General features: G+C 45.3%; 19 protein-coding genes. 15 read left to right on the top strand and 4 right to left on the bottom strand.

Features of this window, described 5'->3' with window-relative positions; all coding sequences use genetic code 11:
• Positions 1 to 5: 5 nt before the first annotated feature.
• From EKM92_RS02255 to EKM92_RS02200, 12 genes are all read left to right on the top strand, one after another.
• Positions 6 to 785 carry a hypothetical protein gene (locus tag EKM92_RS02255; RefSeq protein ID WP_125707445.1) on the top strand — a complete coding sequence of 260 codons (780 nt, stop codon included), beginning with the start codon at positions 6 to 8 and terminating at the stop codon, positions 783 to 785.
• 69 nt (positions 786 to 854) lie between these two features.
• On the top strand, positions 855 to 1,238 hold the full coding sequence (locus tag EKM92_RS02250; RefSeq protein ID WP_125707443.1) for a hypothetical protein: 384 nt from the start codon (positions 855 to 857) through the stop codon (positions 1,236 to 1,238).
• Between the two features lie 98 nt (positions 1,239 to 1,336).
• On the top strand, positions 1,337 to 4,006 hold the full coding sequence (locus EKM92_RS02245; protein ID WP_125707441.1) for a class I SAM-dependent DNA methyltransferase: 2,670 nt from the start codon (positions 1,337 to 1,339) through the stop codon (positions 4,004 to 4,006).
• Positions 3,999 to 5,951 carry a DEAD/DEAH box helicase gene (locus EKM92_RS02240; protein ID WP_125707439.1) on the top strand — a complete coding sequence of 651 codons (1,953 nt, stop codon included), beginning with the start codon at positions 3,999 to 4,001 and terminating at the stop codon, positions 5,949 to 5,951. Before EKM92_RS02245 ends, EKM92_RS02240 begins: the two co-directional genes overlap by 8 nt.
• Positions 5,944 to 7,155: a GIY-YIG nuclease family protein gene (locus EKM92_RS02235; protein ID WP_125707437.1), complete on the top strand. Its 1,212-nt coding sequence runs from the start codon at positions 5,944 to 5,946 to the stop codon at positions 7,153 to 7,155. The genes EKM92_RS02240 and EKM92_RS02235 overlap by 8 nt, the downstream gene beginning before the upstream one ends.
• A gap of 6 nt (positions 7,156 to 7,161) precedes the next feature.
• Positions 7,162 to 8,163 carry a DUF6731 family protein gene (locus tag EKM92_RS02230; protein WP_125707435.1) on the top strand — a complete coding sequence of 334 codons (1,002 nt, stop codon included), beginning with the start codon at positions 7,162 to 7,164 and terminating at the stop codon, positions 8,161 to 8,163.
• Between the two features lie 11 nt (positions 8,164 to 8,174).
• On the top strand, positions 8,175 to 8,669 hold the full coding sequence (locus EKM92_RS13650; protein WP_191988939.1) for a hypothetical protein: 495 nt from the start codon (positions 8,175 to 8,177) through the stop codon (positions 8,667 to 8,669).
• A gap of 160 nt (positions 8,670 to 8,829) precedes the next feature.
• Entirely contained in the window at positions 8,830 to 9,702 is an 873-nt protein-coding gene (locus tag EKM92_RS02220; RefSeq protein WP_125707433.1) for a LysR family transcriptional regulator, read from the top strand.
• Positions 9,703 to 9,786: 84 nt separating this feature from the next.
• Positions 9,787 to 11,274 carry an FAD-binding protein gene (locus EKM92_RS02215; RefSeq protein ID WP_125707431.1) on the top strand — a complete coding sequence of 496 codons (1,488 nt, stop codon included), beginning with the start codon at positions 9,787 to 9,789 and terminating at the stop codon, positions 11,272 to 11,274.
• A gap of 3 nt (positions 11,275 to 11,277) precedes the next feature.
• On the top strand, positions 11,278 to 12,030 hold the full coding sequence (locus tag EKM92_RS02210) for an SDR family NAD(P)-dependent oxidoreductase (protein WP_125707429.1): 753 nt from the start codon (positions 11,278 to 11,280) through the stop codon (positions 12,028 to 12,030).
• On the top strand, positions 12,023 to 13,444 hold the full coding sequence (locus tag EKM92_RS02205; protein WP_125707426.1) for a vinyl phenol reductase: 1,422 nt from the start codon (positions 12,023 to 12,025) through the stop codon (positions 13,442 to 13,444). Before EKM92_RS02210 ends, EKM92_RS02205 begins: the two co-directional genes overlap by 8 nt.
• A gap of 67 nt (positions 13,445 to 13,511) precedes the next feature.
• Positions 13,512 to 14,018 (top strand): hypothetical protein, encoded by a 507-nt coding sequence (locus EKM92_RS02200; RefSeq protein ID WP_125707424.1) that lies wholly within the window; start codon positions 13,512 to 13,514, stop codon positions 14,016 to 14,018.
• A 48-nt stretch (positions 14,019 to 14,066) separates the two neighbouring features.
• On the opposite strand, the gene EKM92_RS02195 is transcribed toward EKM92_RS02200, so the two are convergent.
• The 4 genes from EKM92_RS02195 to EKM92_RS02180 all read right to left on the bottom strand — a co-directional run bounded on the left by EKM92_RS02195 (position 14,067) and on the right by EKM92_RS02180 (position 17,941).
• Positions 14,067 to 14,612 carry a hypothetical protein gene (locus EKM92_RS02195; protein ID WP_125707422.1) on the bottom strand — a complete coding sequence of 182 codons (546 nt, stop codon included), beginning with the start codon at positions 14,610 to 14,612 and terminating at the stop codon, positions 14,067 to 14,069.
• A gap of 174 nt (positions 14,613 to 14,786) precedes the next feature.
• Positions 14,787 to 15,710: a hypothetical protein gene (locus EKM92_RS02190; RefSeq protein ID WP_125707420.1), complete on the bottom strand. Its 924-nt coding sequence runs from the start codon at positions 15,708 to 15,710 to the stop codon at positions 14,787 to 14,789.
• A 216-nt stretch (positions 15,711 to 15,926) separates the two neighbouring features.
• Positions 15,927 to 17,237: a sensor histidine kinase gene (locus EKM92_RS02185; RefSeq protein WP_125707418.1), complete on the bottom strand. Its 1,311-nt coding sequence runs from the start codon at positions 17,235 to 17,237 to the stop codon at positions 15,927 to 15,929.
• Complete coding sequence (locus EKM92_RS02180; protein ID WP_125707416.1) at positions 17,234 to 17,941, bottom strand: LytR/AlgR family response regulator transcription factor; 708 nt, start codon at positions 17,939 to 17,941, stop codon at positions 17,234 to 17,236. Before EKM92_RS02180 ends, EKM92_RS02185 begins: the two co-directional genes overlap by 4 nt.
• Before the next feature lie 153 nt (positions 17,942 to 18,094).
• On the opposite strand from EKM92_RS02180, the gene EKM92_RS02175 reads away from it, so the two are divergent.
• Genes EKM92_RS02175 through EKM92_RS02165 form a run of 3 tightly spaced genes read left to right on the top strand, consistent with a single transcriptional unit; the run spans position 18,095 to position 22,009 of the window.
• Positions 18,095 to 20,512: a glycoside hydrolase family 3 C-terminal domain-containing protein gene (locus tag EKM92_RS02175; RefSeq protein ID WP_125707414.1), complete on the top strand. Its 2,418-nt coding sequence runs from the start codon at positions 18,095 to 18,097 to the stop codon at positions 20,510 to 20,512.
• Positions 20,505 to 21,005, top strand: coding sequence for a GtrA domain-containing protein (locus EKM92_RS02170; protein ID WP_125707412.1), 501 nt, complete (start codon positions 20,505 to 20,507; stop codon positions 21,003 to 21,005). The genes EKM92_RS02175 and EKM92_RS02170 overlap by 8 nt, the downstream gene beginning before the upstream one ends.
• 5 nt (positions 21,006 to 21,010) lie before the next feature.
• Positions 21,011 to 22,009 (top strand): glycosyltransferase family 2 protein, encoded by a 999-nt coding sequence (locus EKM92_RS02165; RefSeq protein ID WP_125707410.1) that lies wholly within the window; start codon positions 21,011 to 21,013, stop codon positions 22,007 to 22,009.
• Positions 22,010 to 22,023: the final 14 nt, after the last annotated feature.

Genomic DNA, 22,023 nt, shown 5'->3' with positions numbered 1-22,023 from the left:
TTACAATGGAAGATTTTGTAAAAATAGAAAAGATGGGCTCATGGCACGGTAGTAGGGAATTCGATGCACTCTGGCCAGATACGTCACTAGATTTCTGGAATATTTGTGATGATGAAGAAAAAGTATTCCTGAAATGGAAAGGAAGTCGAATCGAGGATTATTTAGATTTAGCAGACGCTTATTTTGAGTCCGCAGTATCAGTGGCCAATGAAATAATGCACGCTGGTCACGACAATATGAAAGATGATACATGGTTTCTGGCAGATTTATTCTTATTCCGTCAAGCTATTGAACTTATTATAAAGGCAACGATTTATCTAACAACTCCCAGATTAGCCCAAATACAGAAAATCTTTGAAAATTCCAAACATAATCTCATCTCCTTATTTGATCATATTAAAGATAGTGAAAAAGTGGAACTATCTGTCGCAAAGAAGCGTTGGCTCGAGTTGTATCTTGAGGACGTCGAATATTGGGACAAACAGTCCTCTCTGTTTCGATTTCCGTTCAAACTAGAGTTCTTCGACAAGCGACCGCCTGAGTTCTTGAATATCTATGATACAGTTATGAACCTTGGCATTGCATTTTCTTTGCTTCACAAACCGTTTGATGACAAGTTTACAGGTGTTGATAAATTCCAAATTGATCTGCCAAATCAGTTACCTGATGAAAAACTGTTTTTGCCCGCCAATGATGGTATTGGAAACTGTTACCTTACTGGATATGGATACTCCGAGACGTATTTTGCCGTAATTCAAGGATACTTATCAGTAAGTGAATACTGATTAACTAATCATCGCAACAAACTTAGCTCACTGTACTGGATTCCCGCCTTATTTTTGCTTAGACATCTTTTGGAACTAGAGCTGAAACAAATTGCGTCATCAAAGTATTCAAAAATTCAAGATTTGAAAATTAATCGTGGTACACATCTAATCTACAAGAAGTTATGGAAGAAAGTGTATCCGGTAATTGAAGCAGAAAATGATGTCAACAATCAGGATCATACAGGAAAAAATGTTAACGACTTTATTGAAACGCTTGGTAGCATTGATTTTCAAGGTGATTTTTTCAGATATCCGACGGAATTCAATCATCAGTATCACAAGCTCAGTAATGCAATCGATCCAATAAATGTACTAAAGTGTATTAGAGCGGTTACTAATGTTCTCGAGGGATGCGATGCGATGTTTGATCATTTTGCCGATGATGAAGCAGAAATGTATACCGAAAACTAATGAATTGTGGCGTAGATGTGATTGGCATTGTGGACGCTTGTGCGATTCAATATTCTATAAGATAATTAAACTTAGAACAATTTGTATGGGGGAGCAATATGGCAATCACCGAGTACGAGGATCAAATTCAAGAAATCGTGAGCAGACCAGATCACTCTGAGTTTATCTATGACTTTCTAAGCGTCTATGATATTCCAAGAGCGACCGTTACCAAGTTACGTAAAAGAATTAACAACTTGGCGAAAGAACCTGGTGCAGTCTATTTGAAAAACAAGCTATACTTCAGAGAAGGCACCAGTGATTTGATGCAAGACTTTACTGACTTACAAGATCGGGTCGATGAACTCGGGTCCAAGCCTCGCTACCTACTAGTAACAAACTACGAGCACTTGTTAGCTAAGGATGTTAAGACTAACGAGACGCTTGATATCGATTTTACAAAGTTGCCACTGCATTTTGACTTCTTCTTGGCATGGAACGGAATTGAAAAAGCGGATTTCGATAAGGAAAATCCTGCTGATGTTCGTGCGGCGGAACGCTTTGCAAAGCTGTATGATGTTGTGGTTAAGGACAATCCTAATGCAACACGCAAAGGCTTGAACCTCTTTTTGATTCGTATTTTGTTCTGCTTATTCGCAGAAGATACCAATATTTTTAAGCGGGATTTATTCACCAATCGAGTAAACGAAATGACAGCTGATGATGGGAGTGATTTTGATCAATTCATTAGTAGTCTATTTGGTGTATTGGACTTTGAAAAAAGTCAGCGACCAGCAGATACCCCCAGCTGGTTGAATGACTTCCCATATGTTGATGGTGACTTGTTTAAAGATCCGCATGAACCCTTACACTTTAGTGCCAAGTCTCGAAAGCTCATTATTGAAGCTGGGGAGCTGCTCAAGTGGAGTCAGATTAACCCCGATATCTTTGGGTCGATGATTCAGGCGGTTGCCAGTGAAGACAGTCGTAGTCATCTTGGCATGCACTATACTTCGGTGCCCAATATTATGAAAGTTATTAAGCCGCTGTTCTTGGACGGATTACGTGAAGACTTTGAAGCTGCAAAAGGTAACGAAAATAAGTTACAGCAACTATATGACCGAATTGGTAAAATCAAATTTATGGATCCGGCATGCGGATCTGGTAATTTCTTAATTATCACGTACAAAGAATTACGACAATTGGAAATAGAAATCATTAAAGAATTAAATAACATTCCGAATGTTCAAGTTTATTACATTCCTTCGGTGACATTAGATCAATTCTATGGAATAGAGATTGATGACTTTGCGTGTGATGTTACTCGGCTTTCATTGTGGATTGCGGAACATCAAATGAATGTAAAACTACACGAACAGATTAGTGATGCAGTCCGTCCAACTTTGCCATTGCAGCATGCGGGCGCGATTGTTCGAGGAAATGCTTTACTAAAGGACTGGAATCTGATTTTAAAACATTCAAGATCTGATGATGTGTATGTTTTTGGAAATCCTCCATATCTTGGAGCAAGAAAGCAGGATGAATCGCAAAAAAAGGATTTGGCCACTGCTCTGAATTCAGCAAAAGGTATGAACTCGCTGGATTATATTTCAGGATGGTTTTTCAAAGCATCCGAGTTTATCAAAGATAGTCGTGCAAAGTACAGTTTTGTTACAACCAATTCTATAACGCAAGGTGAACAGGTTGCAGTTTTATGGCCGTTACTGTTTGCTCTGAATAGTACGATTATTTTTGCATATAATTCTTTTAGATGGAAAAACAATGCTAAAAACAATGCAGGAGTTATCGTCGCTATTGTCGGTGTTGGTGACTACAGATATGTTGAAGACAGCAAATTATTAATAAACGGTAATTTGGTAAGGCCGGTTGAAAATATTTCACCGTATCTTTCGGATGGGGATGATACCGTCGTTTCTAAATCAAAAGTAAACTTGTTCGGTCTACCTGAAATGACATTTGGAAGTATGCCAAACGATGGTGGAAATTTTATCATTAGCAATGAGGCTTACTCTAAAATCTCAGATACACAAAAACGATTCTTCAAGAAATATGTTGGATCAAATGAATTTATGCAGAACCAGACTCGATACTGTCTCTGGCTCGCTAATATTGAAAGTAATCAGTACAATGGCGTAGCAGAAATAACAAGTCGAATATCAAAGGTGAAATCTTACAGATTACAAAGTAGGAGAGCTGCGACCAGAAAATTAGCAGACAACCCCAGTATGTTTGGTGAAATACGGTGGAAGAACACTAATGCGATTATCATTCCCGAAGTTTCTTCAGGAAACAGATTGTATGTGCCGATGGGAATCGTGGACAGCTCATACGTAATCTCTAATAAGGCAATGGCAATCTATGACGCTGAGCTATGGATTTTGGGTCTGCTTGAATCACGAATGCACATGGTTTGGCTTAATTCTATCGGTGGTAAGTTGAAGATGGATTATAATTATTCAATCACATTAGTGTACAACACATTCCCGGTTCCCAAGATTTCAACACGAAGGAAAAAAGAAATCGAAAGTCTAGTACTAGATATATTAGATATTAGAGAAGAAGAAGATGGAACTTTAGCCACGCAGTATGGTTCACCATTGGCCGAAACACACCCAAAGCCAATGAATGAAAAGCTACTAACAGCTCATCAAAAATTAGATGTAGTTGTTGATCATGCATATCAATCTTCGGGATTCGAAAATGACGCTGATCGATTTAAAATGTTGTTATCGATGTATAAAGAGAGGATTAAAGTAACAAATGAGTGAGAAGAATGTAGTTGCTGTCAATTATCATCGAACTGGTAAAAGCACAAATACGAATGAGTTGGGTATGCGTGAGATGCAGGCACGTGTATATCAACATCGAAATTCTCAGTATATCTTGGTCAAGGCGCCACCAGCGTCTGGTAAATCACGTGCTTTGATGTTTGTTGCACTTGATAAGTTGGCTAATCAGGGTGTTCGAAAGGTTATTGTCGCCGTACCCGAGCGTTCAATTGGAAAATCTTTCCAACATACCGAGTTAGCTAAGTTTGGCTTTTATGAAGATTGGTCAGTAGATTCGAAGTATGATCTTACTTTAAATGGTGGGGATGCGGGCAAAGTTCAGAAATTCATTGATTTCATGAACGACGATACGGCTACCATTCTCATTTGTACGCATGCAACGCTACGTTTTGCATATGAGAAAGTCGATGATGATCACAAGTTCGACAACGTAATGTTGGCGATTGATGAATTTCATCACGTTTCTTCTCAGGACAGTTCTGTCCTTGGAGGTGCGCTGAAGAACATTATGCATAACTCCACGGCACACATTCTTGCAATGACGGGGTCTTATTTCCGTGGTGATTCATCACCGATTCTGTCTCCGGAAGATGAGCAGCAGTTCGATAAGGTTAATTACACATACTACGAGCAACTGGATGGATACAGATATCTGAAGTCGTTCGGTATTGATTACAAGTTTTATCAAGGCAAGTATCTGGATGCCTTAGACGAAGCAATTGATGTAACCAAGAAGACCATTATTCATATTCCAAGCGTTAATTCTGGTGAGTCGACGAAAGACAAGTACACTGAAGTTGATGCTATCTTTGATGTGATTGGTGATCTTGTTTCAAAAAACGAAGACACCGGCATTTACACACTGAAAAGTCATTTCGATGGGAGATTGTTGAAGGTTGCCGATCTTGTCAATGAGGACGGTCGAGATAAGGTTCAAGCATATCTGCGCAAGATGGATCAGGCTGATCAGTTAGATATTTTGATTGCGTTAGGCATGGCCAAAGAAGGATTTGACTGGCCATGGGCTGAACAAGCGTTGACTATTGGCTATCGCCGGTCTTTAACAGAGATTGTGCAAATCATTGGGCGCGTCACGCGCGATAGCTCTAATAAGTCACATGCTCAGTTCACAAACATGATTGAACAACCGGATGCTAAAGACGGCGATGTTCAATTTGCTGTTAACTCGATTCTCAAGGCGATTACTGCTTCATTGCTGATGGAACAAGTACTCGCACCAGAGATTCACCTTAAAGCGCGTAAGCCTAAAGAAGAACACTCTTCAGGCAATGGCGGCGACATCTTTGTCCGGGGATTAAAGAATCCCTCTACAAAAGCTGTACGTAGCATCATTGAGAATGACATGCCAGACTTGAAGGCAGCAATTCTACAAGATAACGCAGTGAAGAATGGCATCGCGGCAAACGTGGACGCAGAGACGATGAACAAGGTATTGATTCCTAAAGTGATTATGACCCGTTACCCAGGGTTGAATGACGAGGAAATCGAAGAAGTTCGTCAGTATGCTGTGGCGGATACCGTGCTGCGGCATGCTGTCGTTGATCAAACGACAGACAAACATGGTAATACCAACGAATTCTTGCGGATGGCTGATAAGTTCATCAACGTCGATGAGTTGGATATCAACTTGATTGATTCCATCAATCCGTTCCAACGGGCCTATGAAGTCTTGTCTCAAAATATCGACAGCGATGTTTTGCGGACAATTCAGCGTTCCATTGACGCTAAGAAATTTGATTTTGATGAAGCGGAACTAGTTTACCTGTACAACCAAACCAAACAATTTATCGTGGATAATGGGCGGGAGCCAGATAAAGGCAGTCACGACGAGCTTGAAGTTAAAATGGCATATGCTCTTGCAACTTTAAGAGACATGCAGGCAAGGAGACAGCGAAATGACTAATCAAGGCCCGATTCGTTCACTTGATGATATTTTCAATGATCCGGATGCTGCATCACTGCTTGCGAGCAAACCGAAAAAGGTGGTAGCTAGCTATGATTCCACAATTGAAGGCTTTAAGGAAATCACTGATTGGGTAATTGCTCATCATGGTCAAGAGCCTCAAAAACTCCGCGATCCATCTCAGATGAAACAGCGTAAGCTTGCCAGTCGTCTGAAAGGTATCCGAGAAGATCCCGAACGCCGTGAGAGACTGATGCCTTATGATACTGCAGGTTTACTCACTGCACATGAAGATGGCCCTACATTCAATGAGGTCGTCAAAGAGGAGAAAAAAGACTTTTCTTCCTTGGATGACATTCTGAATGATGATTCGATTTTGTTTAAGAAGAGTGATCAACAAGTTGCAGGCAGCAAACTCTTCGATACTAAGAACTTGAATGCGACTCAGCGAGAACAGCAGAATCGTCCTGAAGTTATCTCACAGCGTAGAGCGGTGAAAAACTTTGATGAGTACGAAAGCATGTTCAAGCAAGTCCAATCAGAGCTTGCGTCGGGACAACGGCAGCTTTTGCCGTTCAAAAATTATGAATTGCAGGTGCAACATTTTTATGTCCTGAAGGGGCAGTTGCTTTATATTGATGAAATTGGCGAAGAAATTGAACTAAACGATAACAGCAATCGTAAGACTGATGCACGCATGCATGTGATATATGATAACGGGACTGAAAACAATCCTACGAGAAACGGCCTAGCAGCTTCTCTGTATGGTAGACAGGGACGAATTGTAACCGAGATTGAGCATGGCGTTGAATTGACAGGTGATGACCATGTTACAGGGTTCATCTATATGTTGGAATCGTTGAGCAATAATCCACAGATTAAGGAAATCCAGGCGCAACATCCGCTTTATAAAGTTGGTTTTACTACGGGGTCAGTGCGGAGGAGAATTGCTAACGCTGAAAATGAATCAACTTATCTTTATGGACCAGTTCGTCTGGCGGGTGAGCTTAAGGTTGTAAACCTAAAGGCGGAAGCATTGGAGACTGCATTGCATCACGCGTTGGCGCAATATCAGTTGGATGTTGATATAACAGTTGGAAATGGTAGAATCGTCACGCCTCGTGAATGGTTTGTAATTGACCTAGACACGATTGAGGAAATAGCACAAAGAATCGTTACCAGCTTACTTATGGAGAAGAGGTAAATCTAGTTGGCATCAAAGACGCAGAAGGTTAAGTTTGAAGCATACAAATCGTATCATGAAGTTGATGGCGAACTTCATGAGTTAAATATTCAGGTTTTGTTAGATGAAATCAAGTTAATGAGCACGTCACAACGAACTGTAAATTATTTTGGTGTTCCAGTTCGTATAGATTCGATTCATGATGTCACACTGGATGATCAGTCCATCCGAGAGCATCCCAATATGCGATTAACATATTTTCACGTAACCAAGATGCGTGACGAGGGAGCTGCAACCACTGAGATGGAGGACGAAAGCCTGACTGATCTAGAACTTAGTCCTGATGAGTATATCGCTGAGGATATTAGTTGCGTTTATGATGCGGAGCTGAGCGTCCTCTTTTTGCAGAGAAATTTCCATAGTTTATCAATTACTGGTATCTGTGAGATGTTCAAGCACTTATATTCTAAAGTCAAGCTTGGAAATGACGATGAAGCATCTTCAGATACAACCTTAGATCTTCAATTTCGACCTGTGGTTGACAAAAGAGCGTTGTCCAAGGCAATGAGTTCAACTAATTTTCGCAGTTTATCCCTGAAATTTGCTAATGATTCTCGGAATACCCTGCCTAGAACAATTAAGAATTTGCTTGGGGGAATCGGAGATGCATTTAGCGCAAGCTCTGAGGCACAGTTTGGACTCACGATTACTGCTGGAAATCGGAAAAATCCCAGCTTACCCGTAATGGGAACTAGGCAAATAATTGAAGAGATTGGAAACAATAAGAGCATGTTTTCCTCCGCAATTGTTCGAGGTAAGCAAGGCGATATCCCGGTGGAAACCTTTGATCTGCTTAATGGAAAATTATGTATTTTCCATACGTTCTCATCAGTAAAGGATGAAGATGGAAATACCAGAAAGATACATCTTCGGCCAGACTCAGTCGAGGACACGATGGTATTACTTTATTTGAAAGTCAGTGCTGATGGAGCTGGACCTTTTCGGAGTCGCATTGCGGACAATCTGTAGAGAAGGACAAAATGAAAAAACTAGTTAACGATAAGTTGTTCAACTTATTTCCATTTATCTTCGGCGGAATCATTCTACTAGGTGCATATTTGCTATGGAAGAATTTAGGAATGAGTTATTCCAATATTAAAGGATACTCTACACTCCTGTCCTCATTGATAAGTTTTCTCTCCATTATCATCGGTTTTTACAGTGCATTTTACGGAATTATCATTTCACTTTCAAAGTCAAAGGTGATGGTCGAGTTAACCAAATCAAAATATAATGGAGCATTGCCAAAACTACTATTTCGATCATTAGGCTTCTCTTTTTTGGGATTAATGATTAATATGTCGATGCAAGTCTTAGTGCACTACAAGAATACCTGGATACTTGGAGTTTACTTTTGCTGGTCATTTGTTACAGGTGTTTTTCTAGTTTATGCATTTCAGACTGCATTGTTATCGATCGCAATGATTTTTTATAGTGATCCAGAGAAGATTCAAAAAGATGACCTTGAAATGTAGTAATTATTATTTTTTTCAAAGTTAGGAAAGCATGTCTTTAATGCGGGGCCTTCTTTTTTTATGCAAGAGACGCTGTTTTCGATTGTTCAATCGAACCTTACTGAATCATTCACAATCATCGCACAATAAAGACACCGCTACCACCCAGGAGGCTCCCCGCATGAACTACAACCTAAAGCCCGTGAAATACTTCGTCGACGTGGTCCAAACCCATGGCTTCAGCTCCGCCGCTAAACGTAATTACGTGTCTGAAACTGCGGTATCGACGGCAGTCAAACACTTAGAAGATGATCTTGGGGTGCAACTGATCAATCGCACGCCGACGTCATTATCACTCACAAGTGCTGGTCAGTTCTTCTACCAGCGTGCTATTCAAGTACTCGACGCCTACGGAGAAATCTGGCGGCATCCTGAACAAGAGCCAGCGGCGATGCTGCGCGTTCACTTCCTGCAAGGCCTCGCAGATGAAGCGGCGGCGTTTGCACAACAATTGCAAACCAAGCAATTGAGTTTTGATGAAGAACCATTTGCTGACGCGTTCACGCGACTGCTCGCACATGATTATGACATTTTGATCGGCTTTGAGTTGGCGTTTGCGGGAAACGCGAAGTTGCAGACGTTCCCGCTACGCAAAGTCGGCTTTGATGTGCTGTGCAACACGGAAGAAGTGGCGACGCAACCAGACGCGCCGACGCTTAGCAAAAGCAGCAAGCTTTACCTCCAGCACTGGAAGTCTTCTGGCATCGCAGACATTCAAGCGGCAATGCTCAAGCAATACCTGCAACAAAATTGGGGCTATGCGTCGATCGCGCAGGTGAATAGTTTTCAAGCGGCAGCACTCGCCGTGAATTTCAAAGGCGGCGTGGCGCTAGTGCCTGATGATTTCAGATTGCCAGCGCACTGCAACCACTTGACGCGCCTGTCGCCAAAGCATTTGCAACAAGGCTTCAATGTGGTGGCGGCGATCAGTCGCGATCGCCAAGACTTGTTTGAAAAGCTGATTTTAAAGGCGATAAGTTTAAGTTATCGCTGACAACTATTCGATGTTGGTAAACTTTCTGAAACCGTTTTATTCTGAACTTGTAGGATAGTTCACAATCAGAAAGGAAACCCAACTATGAAGACGTTGAAGACTCAAGTTGTGATCGTAGGCAGTGGCTCTGCTGGTTTGTCGGCAGGCTTTGATCTCTATCAAAAAAAGATCCCGTTCATTATGTTAGAACGTGGCGATAAAGTCGGGGGCGCTGGGAAGTTCGGCGCTCACGGCGTTTTTGCCGTGCATTCCAAGCAACAACAAGCAAAAGGCGTGACTTATGATTATGCCGACGCATTCAAAGGCCTCACCGAATACAATCATTATTTTGTCAACGGCGAACTGTTGGCGCGCTTCCTCAAATTGTCTGGCGAAAATATCGAGCGGATGGATGCGATGGGGCTATCGGCCACTGTTGAGCAAAGTGAACAGAAAGCGCACCTCAACGATCCGCTAGTGTATCACAAGTTCAATAACTTCAAATCGAAAATGGACACTTGGGATGCATGGCCACAGAAATTCGCCGACGCTGGGAACCCTGTGTTAACTGAAACTTGGGCAGTTGGCCTCGACTATGACAAAGACGGAGGCCTCAAAGCAGTGCTTGCGAAGAACAACAACGATGAAGACCTCAGAATCGAAACCAGCAAAGTGATTTTTGCCGATGGCGGATATTGCGGGAGTCAGCAAATGATGGCTGCCAAATATTCTGACAACGATGCGCTGTTGAATCTCGGGGAACGCAAAGCCGATGGCACGGGCATTAAGCTCTGTGCCGAACAAGGCGCTAACGTTTCGCACAATCCGGTGTTGTTTGCCCATGGTTGCGCACCAAGCTTGAGGATCAACCCGATGCGCCGGCAAAGTAGTGTGGAGACTTTGACCAACTTGCCGCTGCTGTGGGTCGATCAAACTGGGAATCGTTTTGTCAACGAAGACATTGTGTATGATTTTGCCATGTGGGCTAACGCCGCGCATAACGTCAACGGTAAATACAGTGTGATCCTTGATCAAGCGACGCTCGACCACTTTAAGCAAAACGTGGTGCCGATGGAAGATACGTTTGAGCGGCAATTTTTGGAACCTGGGGAAACTCCGACTGGCACAGTAGGACCGATCCCCAATATTCAAGCAGATTTTGATGATGCCATCGTTCATGGCGAAGTGGTGAAAGCTGACACCATCGAGGCCCTTGCTGAGAAACTCGGGTTGCCACTGACGGCGTTGAAGCGGACGCTTAAAGTTTACAACCAAGCAGTTGCTGACGGCAATGATGATACCTTCCTCAAGTCCGCTGATGAATTGAAGTTCGGCGTTGAACAAGGCCCATTTTACGCGATCAAAGAACGGTGCGCGATTTTAGGAACATTGGATGGTGTGCATGTTGACCGCAACTGCCAGCCCGTCACCAAAGCTGGGCAGCCATTGAAAGATTTGTACATCGTCGGCAACAACGTCAACGGCTTGTACTCCGACGGCTACCCAAGTTATGAAGGCATCGCCAACGGGTTCGCGTTCGTATCAGGTTGGATCGCAGCGACAGAAGCAGGGAAATCTTTGCAGGAGGCATAAATCATGTTAGATAAAAAAGTAGCGTTGATCACTGGTGCGGCACAAGGTATCGGCTATGGCGTCAGTGCAGCATTCGCTGAACAAGGCGCCGACGTCGTGTTGACGGATTATCAACCGTCAGTCGTGGAAGTGGCGCAGAAGTTGAATGCACAATCGGCAGGGACAATCATCGGGATTGTGATGGATGTCACCAAAGACGAGTCGATCGACGCGGCGTTGAAACAAGTGATGTCGCAGTTCGGACGGTTAGATTTTGTCATTAATAACGCAGGCGGCGGGGTGTTGAAGCCTTTTGCCGAATTGACCAATGATGATTTTGACAAAACGGTGGGGCTTGATTTGGTCGGCACCTTCAAGTGCATGCGCGCGGAACTGCAATTATTCCTCAAGCAAGGCTTCGGGTCGATCGTCAACACCGGTGCGCTCGGCAGTTTCTACGCCCCTGGTGGCTTTGGTGCGTACAACGCCGCGAAGAACGGGATCATGGGGATGACCCAAGCCGCCGCTGTCGATTACGCGGATCAAAATATTCGCGTCAACTGTGTGGCGCCTGGCTTGACGAAAACGCCGTTAAACGATGGCGCGTTCATTGAAACCATGACGCCGACGGTACCGATGAAGCGGTATGAAACCGTTGAAGAACTCGCCAAAGTCTTCGTGTTTGTGGCAAGTGAAGCAACCTTCATGACTGGCCAAACGGTGGTGATCGATGGTGGGGTTTCCGCTGGGATGAAAGCGGAGGCGCCTCATGACTGATGTGGTGATCGTTGGTGGCGGCTTGTCAGGTTTAGTGGCGGCAATCGCTGCACGTCAAGCTGATTTATCTTGTTTAGTTGTTGAAAAAGGCCGCTCCCTTGGTGGCGACGGCAATTACGTGGAAGGGGCGATGGGTGTCGACTCACGCCTTCAACAAGCAGCAGGTATTCACATCGACCGCACCCAGTTATTACAAGATGAATTGAATTATTCACACTACGAAGCCAGTGCCCCACATCTAAAGCAATTGATCGACCACTCTGGTGAAACTATCGATTGGCTTGCAGACTTAGGGGTGAAATTCTCTGGCGTTGGCGCTCAAGGGAAAAGCTGGCCGACGATTCATGCTTTTGCTGGCGGTGGCCATGCGGCAGTCGAAACATTGATTGCTAAAGCCCGTGAACTCGGCGTGCAGTTTGTGAGAAGTACCAGCGTGCAGCAGCTGTTGATGAACGACGGGAAGATTTCCGGTGTGTCGTTACGCGATGAAGTTACCGGTTTAACGTCAGAAGTCGCGACGCAACATGTGATTTTCGCAACAGGTGGCTATGTCGATAATCCTGAGTTGATCAAACAACAAACCCCGCTGTCTGATCGCTTGATGAGTGTCTCTGATGGCAAATCCACTGGTGATGGGATGCAGTTAGCCTGGTCAGTAGGCGCAATGCATGACAGCATGGGTGCCTTACAATTTGGTGGTGGTGCGATTTATGACCCGATGTTGCCACCATTCATGCATATGGCGTCACAAATTGGTGTCGCTGCGACGCAAGAAGCGATTTTGTGGGTGAACCAAGCAGGTGAACGGTTCGTCAATGAAGATGTCAATGACAACATGTGTCATGCAGGCAATGCGTTGCTAGGACAAGCGCGGACGTTTGCGATTTTCGATGCCGCAGCGGTGAAGCACTTAAGTGAAGTCGGGTTGTACAAAGCCGTCGGGAATTCACCATTTTCACCAGACACCTTGGACAAGTTACCTGAAGAACTCGCAGGAGATCTCGCGGCGCATCGCAAATATTTGGCGAAGGCTGACACGTTGGCTGATTTAGCTGAGTTGTTGCATTTGCCAAAACTCGTGGAATCCGTTGACCGCTATAACCAGTTAGTTGACGAAGGCGTTGACTCAGACTTCGGGAAAGCCGCAGACTATCTCACGCCGGTGAAAACAGGGCCGTTTTACGCGGTGACCTTAGGTGTGGGGATGGCGTGTGCGTTAGGCGGCTTGCGCATCGATACCGACAACGCCGTGTTGAATCCGCAAGGTTATCCGATCCCAGGGCTTTACGCCATCGGCAACGATGCCGCGGGGATGTTGGTCGGCGACACTTATGCCGTGACTTTGCCGGGGAGTACCGCAGGCTTTGCCGCATTTTCTGGTCGCAATGCGATCGCTGCGATCACACGCGAATAATTTTAGAGAAGCGCATGGCTGAGGCTGTGCGTTTTTTGGTATCATGAGTTAAAAAGGAGGTGCGCGCATGCCAACGAGAATGTTGCATTCTGAACAAACTGCCCTTGAGGCTTTGCAGACGCGATTGCCGCGACGTTTCAAACATGCGGTGTTAGCGGATCGGCCGGATATTCAAGATGTGGTCGAGAGTATTGGTGTGGAAGTGACGGCTGGCGTGCGCGATGACCTTCGCCAACTGCTGGTGCAAGAGCCCACCAAACAAAAACGCCGCGCCTTAGCGAGAATGGGGATCGAAACGCATTTTCGCTTCAACGCCCCTAGTGATCAGCGAGCGTTAGCGTCTGGTGCATTGAATGATGTCGCCACAGCGATTGTTCGTAAAACTGAGAAATTTCCGCAGTACCGCCACTTTAGAGAAAACGACTTATTTATTCACGTCATGCCTGATGCTCGCGCGGAAGTGGCTGGGGTGCTGTCGCGATTAAGCAGTGTGCCTTTTGACAAAGTGTTGTTGTGGGATGGTCATGTGCTAGTGGTGATCGACGTGAAGACGCGAGTGGTGAAGCGATACTAACAAATAGGCCCGATCCAAGTTTTCTGCACTTGGATCAAGCCTATTTTTTTAGGGTCGTTTAGATAAGCGCGTTGCGTGAGCTTTTTCGGCGAGATTCTTGTAGCCTTCAGCATCATAGAACTTGGCATGTTCTTTCACCAGCGTCATGCGAGCGACTTGCTTAGGTTGACCGTAAGTGTTGGTCATCGTTAGTGGTGCTAATGAGTCTATGGCTAATTGATTGTCATCTTTTTTGAGTTTGCCAAAATAATATTTTGCAGGCTGATCGTGATTCATGGCGCCTTCAGTGGCGTATGTCAAGCTGATGTAATTGGTGGCGTGCTGTGAATGGATGTCGCCGTCAGTTTTGACGAGTGGGCGATCGATCACGATCTGGTGATAGGTGTTGTCGGCTTTAGCCTGATACTCAACAATCTCCACGGCGAGTTTTTGATCGTCGGCGACGTAGAAAGCATCGATACTTTTGGTATAGGACTTGTACAAGTTGCCTTCATATTGCTGACTTTTGGCGCTAAAGAAAAGAAAGCCGGCAATAATCAAGGTGATGCCGACGACTGTCAAGATGGAGAAGATCAGTTTAGGATGCTGCTTCAATTGAGAGTTCCTCCGAGAGTTTATTGGCGCCTAGGCGCTGTCTTAACATAACATAGGTGATAAGACACAGTTCTGACGAAAAACTTGTGAAAATATGTGTTCATGTGATGATGGTCATAAGCATATAAAAAGTCGACTCGTTTGAATCGACTTTTAGCTCACTTCAATTGATTTCTAGTTGCTACCGGTTTGCGATGGTGAGGTGGCATTGGCAGATCCGCCTACCGTTAAATCAGTGGTGGTAGACGTAGCAGTTGAGGTGCTGTTATCTGTTGTTGGCGTGGTTGTCGTTGGTTCAGTCTGTGTGTCTGTTGAAGTTGACGGCGTTGTTTGTGTGGTAGTTTCTTGTGATGGCACAGTGTAGGTCCATTGCGTCGTCGCATCGCTATCATCTGTCGTTTGCGTATATGTAGGTGTTTGCGTCACAGTCGTCGCTTGCGTGTCAGTTGCTTGGGTATCAGCGTTTGTTGCAGCAGTCGATGCCGCGGCAGCATTGGCAACGGCGGCAGCTTGCACTTTGGCAGCGGCGTCTTGTTTTGCCTGATATTGTTCGGAAGTTAATGGTTGTGAGGCATCGCGAACTGCCGCAGTGGTTTGGCCAGTGGCCTTGGCAACAAGCTTGATCAGGTTAGTGGCGTAAGTTTTGGTGAGGTACTTAGCGAGGGTTGAATCAAACAGCCATTTCATCGAGGTACGCGCCGTTTGCAAAGTCGTGGTGTTCGGTGCTTTCACCACGGCTAAAATGTTGGTGAAAGTCTCGCGCAGAGTTGTCGTATCTGTATCGGCACCGGAAATAGCGGTTGCTTTAGTCGTGGCATCGGTTAAGGCAGCGGTGATCGCGTCATCAGACTGCCCGGCAAGTTTGGCTTTCACTGCTTTTAATGTGGCTAGGTCAGCGGCTTTCACCACTTTTTGACGTTGCGTTGATAAATTCTCATATGGATTTTCTTGTTTGACTGCGACTTTTTTAACGGTGACGACTTTAGTGGTGTGGTGTTCAGTGGTCGTTGGCTTCGCGCTCACAGCAGCGGCAGTCACGCTAATGAGAGCGACGACCATCACCGCGAAAGCAAGCGCACATTGTGTCTTTTTCCCCAATTCGACATTCCCCTTTGTCTGGTATTTCTTGAAATTAATATTATCATAATTGCGCTTACAAAATTGTGACAAATCATTGCGTGAATGCTTCAAATTTCCTTAATCGATATTCTCGTTTTTTCCAGGTCCTATCTCGAAATCACCCTCATGAAAATGACCTGTTCCCAGCATTGAAGGAAACAGGCCATTTGAGTGTTTAGGAATTCGAAAGTAAAGTTATTTGACTGATTGAGGGATCGGAACAATGACTTTCAACATAAACCACCCGTCTTTGACATTGATCGTCATTTGCCCATTGTATTTGCGGACGATGTAGGCAATATTCTTCAACCCGTAACCGTGAGCTGTGGTGTCTTGCTTCGTTGTTTTGGGGATGTCGCCATCAAATTCTGGGGCACTGTCGGAAACATTTTTGAAGCTTAACACTAACAAGTCCAGTTTTCGGGCAATTCTCACTTCGATCAACCGACGATCGTGATCAGGAATTTTGCTGACAGATTCAATGGCATTGTCTAAGGCATTGCCGAAGAGACTGGCAATATCCATGGCGTCCATAAAGGCTAAAGCACTGCCATCGGCAAAACAGGTCAAATCAATATGTTGGGCTAAAGCTGTGGCGTTTTTTTGTGAAAGGACGGTGTCTAATACGGCGTTGCCAGTACTGATGGTTGCTGAGTAAGTATTGATGGCGTCGTTGAGCTCGGCGAGATATTGACTGCGGACGTCGGCGTTGTCTTCTTGCAAAATCACCGCCATTTGATGTTTGAGGTCATGGAACTGCCGGCGGATCACTTTGCTGGAGGCTTTATAAGCGGTGTATTGATCATATTGGGTTTGAAACATCCGGTCGATGGCAGAAAGTTCATCTTGTAGTCGACTTTCTTGTTGAGAATCCGCTTGTAGCGCCAAAATCAATAATCCACATAAATCAACTAAGGTCCGAAAGACAAAGACAGTGGTCGCATTCCCTAATTGAAATTGGGTCCGCGCCAGCAGAAACCCTAGGTTGGCAACGGCAAATACGATCAATGCGGTCAAAAGTGCTGAAAGCAACGCGCTGCGACCAACGGTAATTGGTTCGACATGCGAATCGCGGCGATTTAACCAACCATAACCCACATTGAGAATGATGTAAGCGACGATCATGACGATCGCGGTGAGCCAACTGGCGCGAATATTGTTTTGCCAAAAGAAAATGCAATAAAGTTGCCAAGCAATACTGGCACTGAACTCAGCAAAGATGAAAGCTTTGGCCAAGGCATAACCGAGATTTGCTAACGGGGCCTCACTACCTAGCCAAATCGTCACGCCCATCCAGAAGACATTTAACAACATCCCCGGCACCCAAAGCACTAGTGTCCAAGTGCCACACCATAGTTGCAAGGCGACTTGTCCCAACCCACATAAAACAAAGTTCAAGCGCCAATGCGGCTTTTTAGCCAGCGGCAACAACACGACCAAGCATGCAAGCCATTCAGCGATGGCCGTATAAAAACGCGGGATATCAGGGAGATTCGTTGTGATCATAGCAGTTCATCTCCTAAATAATCAGTCAGTGCCTGCATAAAGGCTTTCTTTCTAGGGCGACTGATCCGCAATGGTGTGCCTGCAACTAAAGCGTCACCATCTTGAATGCCAGTGACTTGAGCGAGGTTAACGAGATAAGAATTATTGCACCGGAAAAAGTGATGAGGCAATAACGTTTCTTCAATATTTTTCAGTGATTCGATTAATGAGAAGTCTTGGTTTGTGGTATGAACTGTTAAATAATGGCCGTTGCTTTCAATGTAAGTCAGTTCATTGATCGGCAGCTTCACCAATTCCCCATCGATCCGCAAGGTCAGACTTGGCACATCAGCCACGGCGAGCTTGGCTGCCACTTTCTTGAAGTGTTCCGCAAAAGCAAACGCGGTCACCGGCTTTAACAAGAAGTCCAACGCATTGACGGCATACCCATCGATCGCATATTGCACATAATTCGTGACAAAAACGATCAACACCTGACGATCTTGTTGCCGAATGCGTTTGGCGGCAGTCATCCCGTCCATGTGTGCCATTTGGACATCTAAATAGATGACGTCAAATTCTGGTCGATAGTGATCCACTAATCCTAATCCGTCAGTGAAGCGAGTCAGCTGTAGGGTGAGGTCATGTTGTTGACCATAGGCAGTGACTAAGTTGGCAAAGTCTGCTGCAGTGCGGTCGTCGTCTTCTACAATTGCAATTTTCATGTGATCTCCTCCCATAATCAGAATAATCAAATTGGCGATGACTTTCAATTGCTGAACGAACAGGTTATGTAGCGCTTTCGACAGATTATGAAGAAAGCCTTTTCTCAAACTGCACTTGCCGGTATGGTGAAGATGTTGAAAAGGAGGGCGAATATGACCAATCAAAAACTTCAACTTACGCTAGAACAAAAAGCCGCCTTGCTTTCAGGGCGCACGACATTTGATACATTCGGCATTAACAGTGCCAATATTCCCGCTTTAGCGTTATCCGATGGCCCCTCCGGTTTGCGCAAACAAGAAGGGGCTGCCGACCATCTCGGGTTAAACGGCAGTATTAAAGCCACAAGCTTTCCATCTGGCGTGGCGTTGGCAAATAGTTGGGATCCGAAAATTACGGCAGCCGTCGGTCAGGCAATTGGTGAAGAATGTGTCACCGCTGATGTTCAAGGGATCCTTGGCCCAGCCATGAACATTCAAAAAAATCCTTTATGTGGCCGCAATTTCGAATATTACAGTGAAGACCCCATCCTTGCTGGTCGCATGGCAGCAGGGTACATTCGCGGGGTCCAAAGCACTGGAACGATCGCTTGTCCGAAACATTTTGCCGTGAACAGTCAAGAGTTGCGGCGGATGGCGTCTAACTCAGTAATTGATCAACGCGCATTACATGAATTGTATTTGAACAACTTTGAAATCGCAGTCAAAGAAGGCCATCCTAAGGCGATCATGTCATCATATAACCAAATCAATGGGACATACGCCAACGAGGATTCGCAGTTACTGCAAAAAACGTTGCGTGACGATTGGGGATTTGATGGTATTGTCATCACCGATTGGGGCGGTGACAATGACCATATTGAAGGGGTCAAAGCCGGCTCCAATCTTGAAATGCCAAGCACTGGGATGGTTGGCCCGAAAGAATTGATCGATGCGGTGAACAGTGGTCGCTTAGATGAAAAAGTATTAGATGATCGCGTCGCGGAATATTTAAAAATCGTCGCTGATACGCAAGTGCACACCTTGCCGTCAAGCGGAGAAGCTGATTTTGAAAAGCATCATCAAGTCGCTCGTAAAGCTGCGGAAGCTTCGATGGTCTTGTTGAAAAACGAAAGTGAGCTATTGCCACTGAACGCAACGACGAAGGTAGCAATCATCGGCGATTTTGCTGATAAGCCACGGTATCAAGGCGCCGGGTCCAGTGCTGTTAACGCCGAAAATGTTGAATCTTTCAAACAAGTTGCTGGGAAACTTTTGAATGTGGTGGGCTACGCGCAAGGATTTGACCGCGTTGGGAAACCAAACGAGGCGTTGATCGCAGAAGCTGCTCAAATAGCCACTCAAAGTGATGTCGCGTTAATCTTCGTGGGCCTTGATGAAGCAAAGGAAAGCGAAGGCAAAGATCGCGATGATATGGCTTTACCAGCTCATCAAGTGGCTTTAATCGAAGCCCTTGCCAAAACTGATACCCCGATCGTTGCAATCTTATCTGCAGGTGCTCCTGTTGAAATGGCTTGGCAGCAACATGTTTCTGCGTTGATCGACCAAAGTTTGACTGGTGAAGCCAGTGCCAGCGCGTTATGTGACGTTCTGCTCGGGGTGGTCAATCCTAGCGGAAAACTTGCAGAAACCAAGCCGATCAGTTATGCAGAGGTGCCATTTGGTGATGATTTCCCCAGTGCAGATGTGAATGCCATGTACAAAGAATCGCTTTATGTCGGCTATCGTTACTATGATGCCGTCGAGAAACCAGTGGCATTTCCATTTGGCTTCGGGTTGAGCTACACCAGTTTTGAATATCGTGATTTGAAAGTCGATGTAGGCGGCGCACATTTTGTATTAACGAACACTGGCAAGCGCGCAGGTGCTGAAATTGCACAATTGTACATCGCCTCTGCAGATACTGCGTTGTATCACCCCAAACGTGAACTAAAAGGCTTTACCAAAATCAAGTTAGCGCCAGGTGAAAGCCAAAGCGTGACGATCCCATTTGATGACTATAGTTTCAGAGCTTGGGATCCTGCGGCGAATGATTGGGTCATCCCCAGTGGTCGCTACCGCATTGAAGTGGGTTCAAGCTCCCGTGACTTATTGTTATCCGCCGATTGGGAAGTTGAAGGCGTTCATCCGCAATCACAAGTTAACTTACCGCATTACTTCAGCGGCGCCGTGACTAAAGCTGATGCTGAAGAAATCGACCGAATGCTTGCACCTCAGGAAAATGCCGTCGTCGTGACGCCTGGTGTGATCACCACGACAAGTACCATCGGCGATCTTGCCACTGCACATTTATGGTTAGCCCGCACGATCGCGCGATATATCGATCACAAGTTAACCAAGTTAGCTGCTAAAGGGGAATCGAGTTTGAATCTGCTGTTCATTTATAATATGCCTCTGCGCGCCATCGCCAAAATGACCAATGGTACGGTGAGTGGCGATATGGTAGATGCCATGGTGACGGCTGTGAATGGGCACTTCTGGCGGGGGTTAAGTCGATTGATCCGCGGATACTTTGCCAATCGACGTGCCAGTCGTGAATTGCGTGAGAAGTTGGAGGCCCAAGATCATGTTTAAAATCGTCAGTGCCTTACGTGGGTTCAAAGCCCGACATCCAGATTTATATGAATTCATTTTGTTCAATGTCATGAGCAATGCCGCGACGATTACCAACTTCATCGTGTTGTGGTTAGGTACCGGGATCTTCTTCAAATCGCTGGCCACGCAGGCGTTTCATTGGTTCATCTTTGATTATCCGGTGAAAGATGGTGGCTTAGGGGGCTTCACCTCATTTCTTTTGGCTTATGTGCTGGCACAAGTCGTCAATTACTTCGTCCAACGCTACATCGTCTTTGGTGCCAACAATAACATTGCCAAATCTCTGCCGTGGTACATCGGCACGGTGGTGTTTGCAGGACTGGTTTCAGTGTGGTTGCCGCCGCATGTGATCGCCTTTTTAAGCCCATATGTCGGCGGGTTGGCGGCGACGCTTGCCAATGTCTTAAACATCGTGCTTCAAGTGGTGATCAACTACCCGATGTTGAAGTTCAAAGTCATGAAAAAGGAGTGATGAGAATGTCGTTATTAACTGTGGTTGTTCCGGCGTATAATGCCGAAAAAGAATTAAACCGCTGCGTTGACTCATTGCTTGTCGGTGGCCCAACAGTGGAGATCATTATCGTCGATGACGGGTCAATCGATCATACTGGGGAAATTGCCGACGAATATGCCGGGCAAAATCGCAATGTTCAGGTGATCCATCAGGTAAACGGCGGTCACGGGGCAGCAATCAATTCAGGACTGGCTGAAGCCTCTGGGACATACTTTAAAGTGGTCGATTCTGATGATTGGCTGGCGCCTGTTGCTTTTAAGCAGTGGCTATCAGAACTAGCGGCCTCGCCGTTGATCGACTTGGCGTTGACCAATTATGTTTATGATAAAGCAAAACATAATCAACGACCGATGCGGTTTCGTCGTGAGGTCCCACAACATGAAATTTTTGGTTGGGAACGCGTGAAACTGCGAGTCGGAAAATATTTCTTGATGCATTCAGTGACTTACCGGACGCAATTATTACGAGAGGTGAACTTGAATCTCCCGGCGCACACTTATTATGAAGATTCACTGTTTGTGTTTGAGCCGCTGATCGCAGTTCACACCATTCGATATTGGGATTTGGATTTATATCAATATGTGATCGGACGGGTTGGTCAATCAGTCAATGAAAAAGTAATGTTTGGTCGCATTGACCAACAACTCGCAATTAATCACCGCCTGATGCAAGATTATCAAGCGATGCAAGCGCAAGTCGAACCGGCGTTGCGTCGGTATCTCGCCCATTATGTTGCTATTATTACCGGGATCTCATCAGTATTATTACTCCATGATGGGAGTCAGATCAGTCTTTCGCGCAAACAAGCATTATGGCAAAACATGAAACATCAAGAACCGCAATTATATCATCGCGTTCGGCATAGCTTGATCGGACGCAGTGTGAACTTGCCAGGTACCGTTGGTAGGCTCACCACAGTGGGGTGTTACAAAGTGCTGCGGCACGTGTATAAATTTAACTAATTGGAGGGCTTATC

Source organism: Lacticaseibacillus porcinae, from assembly GCF_003946305.1.
Lineage (GTDB): Bacteria > Bacillota > Bacilli > Lactobacillales > Lactobacillaceae > Lacticaseibacillus > Lacticaseibacillus porcinae.
Note: the sequence above shows the minus strand (reverse complement) of the source record. Positions and strands in the feature narration are given on the sequence as shown.

Coding starts and splice junctions, on each gene's coding strand:
- EKM92_RS02215 (WP_125707431.1), top strand. CDS start 9,787: ATGAAGACGTTGAAGACTCAAGTTGTGATCGTAGGCAGTGGCTCTGCT.
- EKM92_RS02185 (WP_125707418.1), bottom strand. CDS start 17,237: ATGATCACAACGAATCTCCCTGATATCCCGCGTTTTTATACGGCCATC.
- EKM92_RS02240 (WP_125707439.1), top strand. CDS start 3,999: ATGAGTGAGAAGAATGTAGTTGCTGTCAATTATCATCGAACTGGTAAA.
- EKM92_RS02255 (WP_125707445.1), top strand. CDS start 6: ATGGAAGATTTTGTAAAAATAGAAAAGATGGGCTCATGGCACGGTAGT.
- EKM92_RS02205 (WP_125707426.1), top strand. CDS start 12,023: ATGACTGATGTGGTGATCGTTGGTGGCGGCTTGTCAGGTTTAGTGGCG.
- EKM92_RS02175 (WP_125707414.1), top strand. CDS start 18,095: ATGACCAATCAAAAACTTCAACTTACGCTAGAACAAAAAGCCGCCTTG.
- EKM92_RS13650 (WP_191988939.1), top strand. CDS start 8,175: ATGAAAAAACTAGTTAACGATAAGTTGTTCAACTTATTTCCATTTATC.
- EKM92_RS02170 (WP_125707412.1), top strand. CDS start 20,505: ATGTTTAAAATCGTCAGTGCCTTACGTGGGTTCAAAGCCCGACATCCA.
- EKM92_RS02210 (WP_125707429.1), top strand. CDS start 11,278: ATGTTAGATAAAAAAGTAGCGTTGATCACTGGTGCGGCACAAGGTATC.
- EKM92_RS02220 (WP_125707433.1), top strand. CDS start 8,830: ATGAACTACAACCTAAAGCCCGTGAAATACTTCGTCGACGTGGTCCAA.
- EKM92_RS02245 (WP_125707441.1), top strand. CDS start 1,337: ATGGCAATCACCGAGTACGAGGATCAAATTCAAGAAATCGTGAGCAGA.
- EKM92_RS02200 (WP_125707424.1), top strand. CDS start 13,512: ATGCCAACGAGAATGTTGCATTCTGAACAAACTGCCCTTGAGGCTTTG.
- EKM92_RS02235 (WP_125707437.1), top strand. CDS start 5,944: ATGACTAATCAAGGCCCGATTCGTTCACTTGATGATATTTTCAATGAT.
- EKM92_RS02180 (WP_125707416.1), bottom strand. CDS start 17,941: ATGAAAATTGCAATTGTAGAAGACGACGACCGCACTGCAGCAGACTTT.
- EKM92_RS02165 (WP_125707410.1), top strand. CDS start 21,011: ATGTCGTTATTAACTGTGGTTGTTCCGGCGTATAATGCCGAAAAAGAA.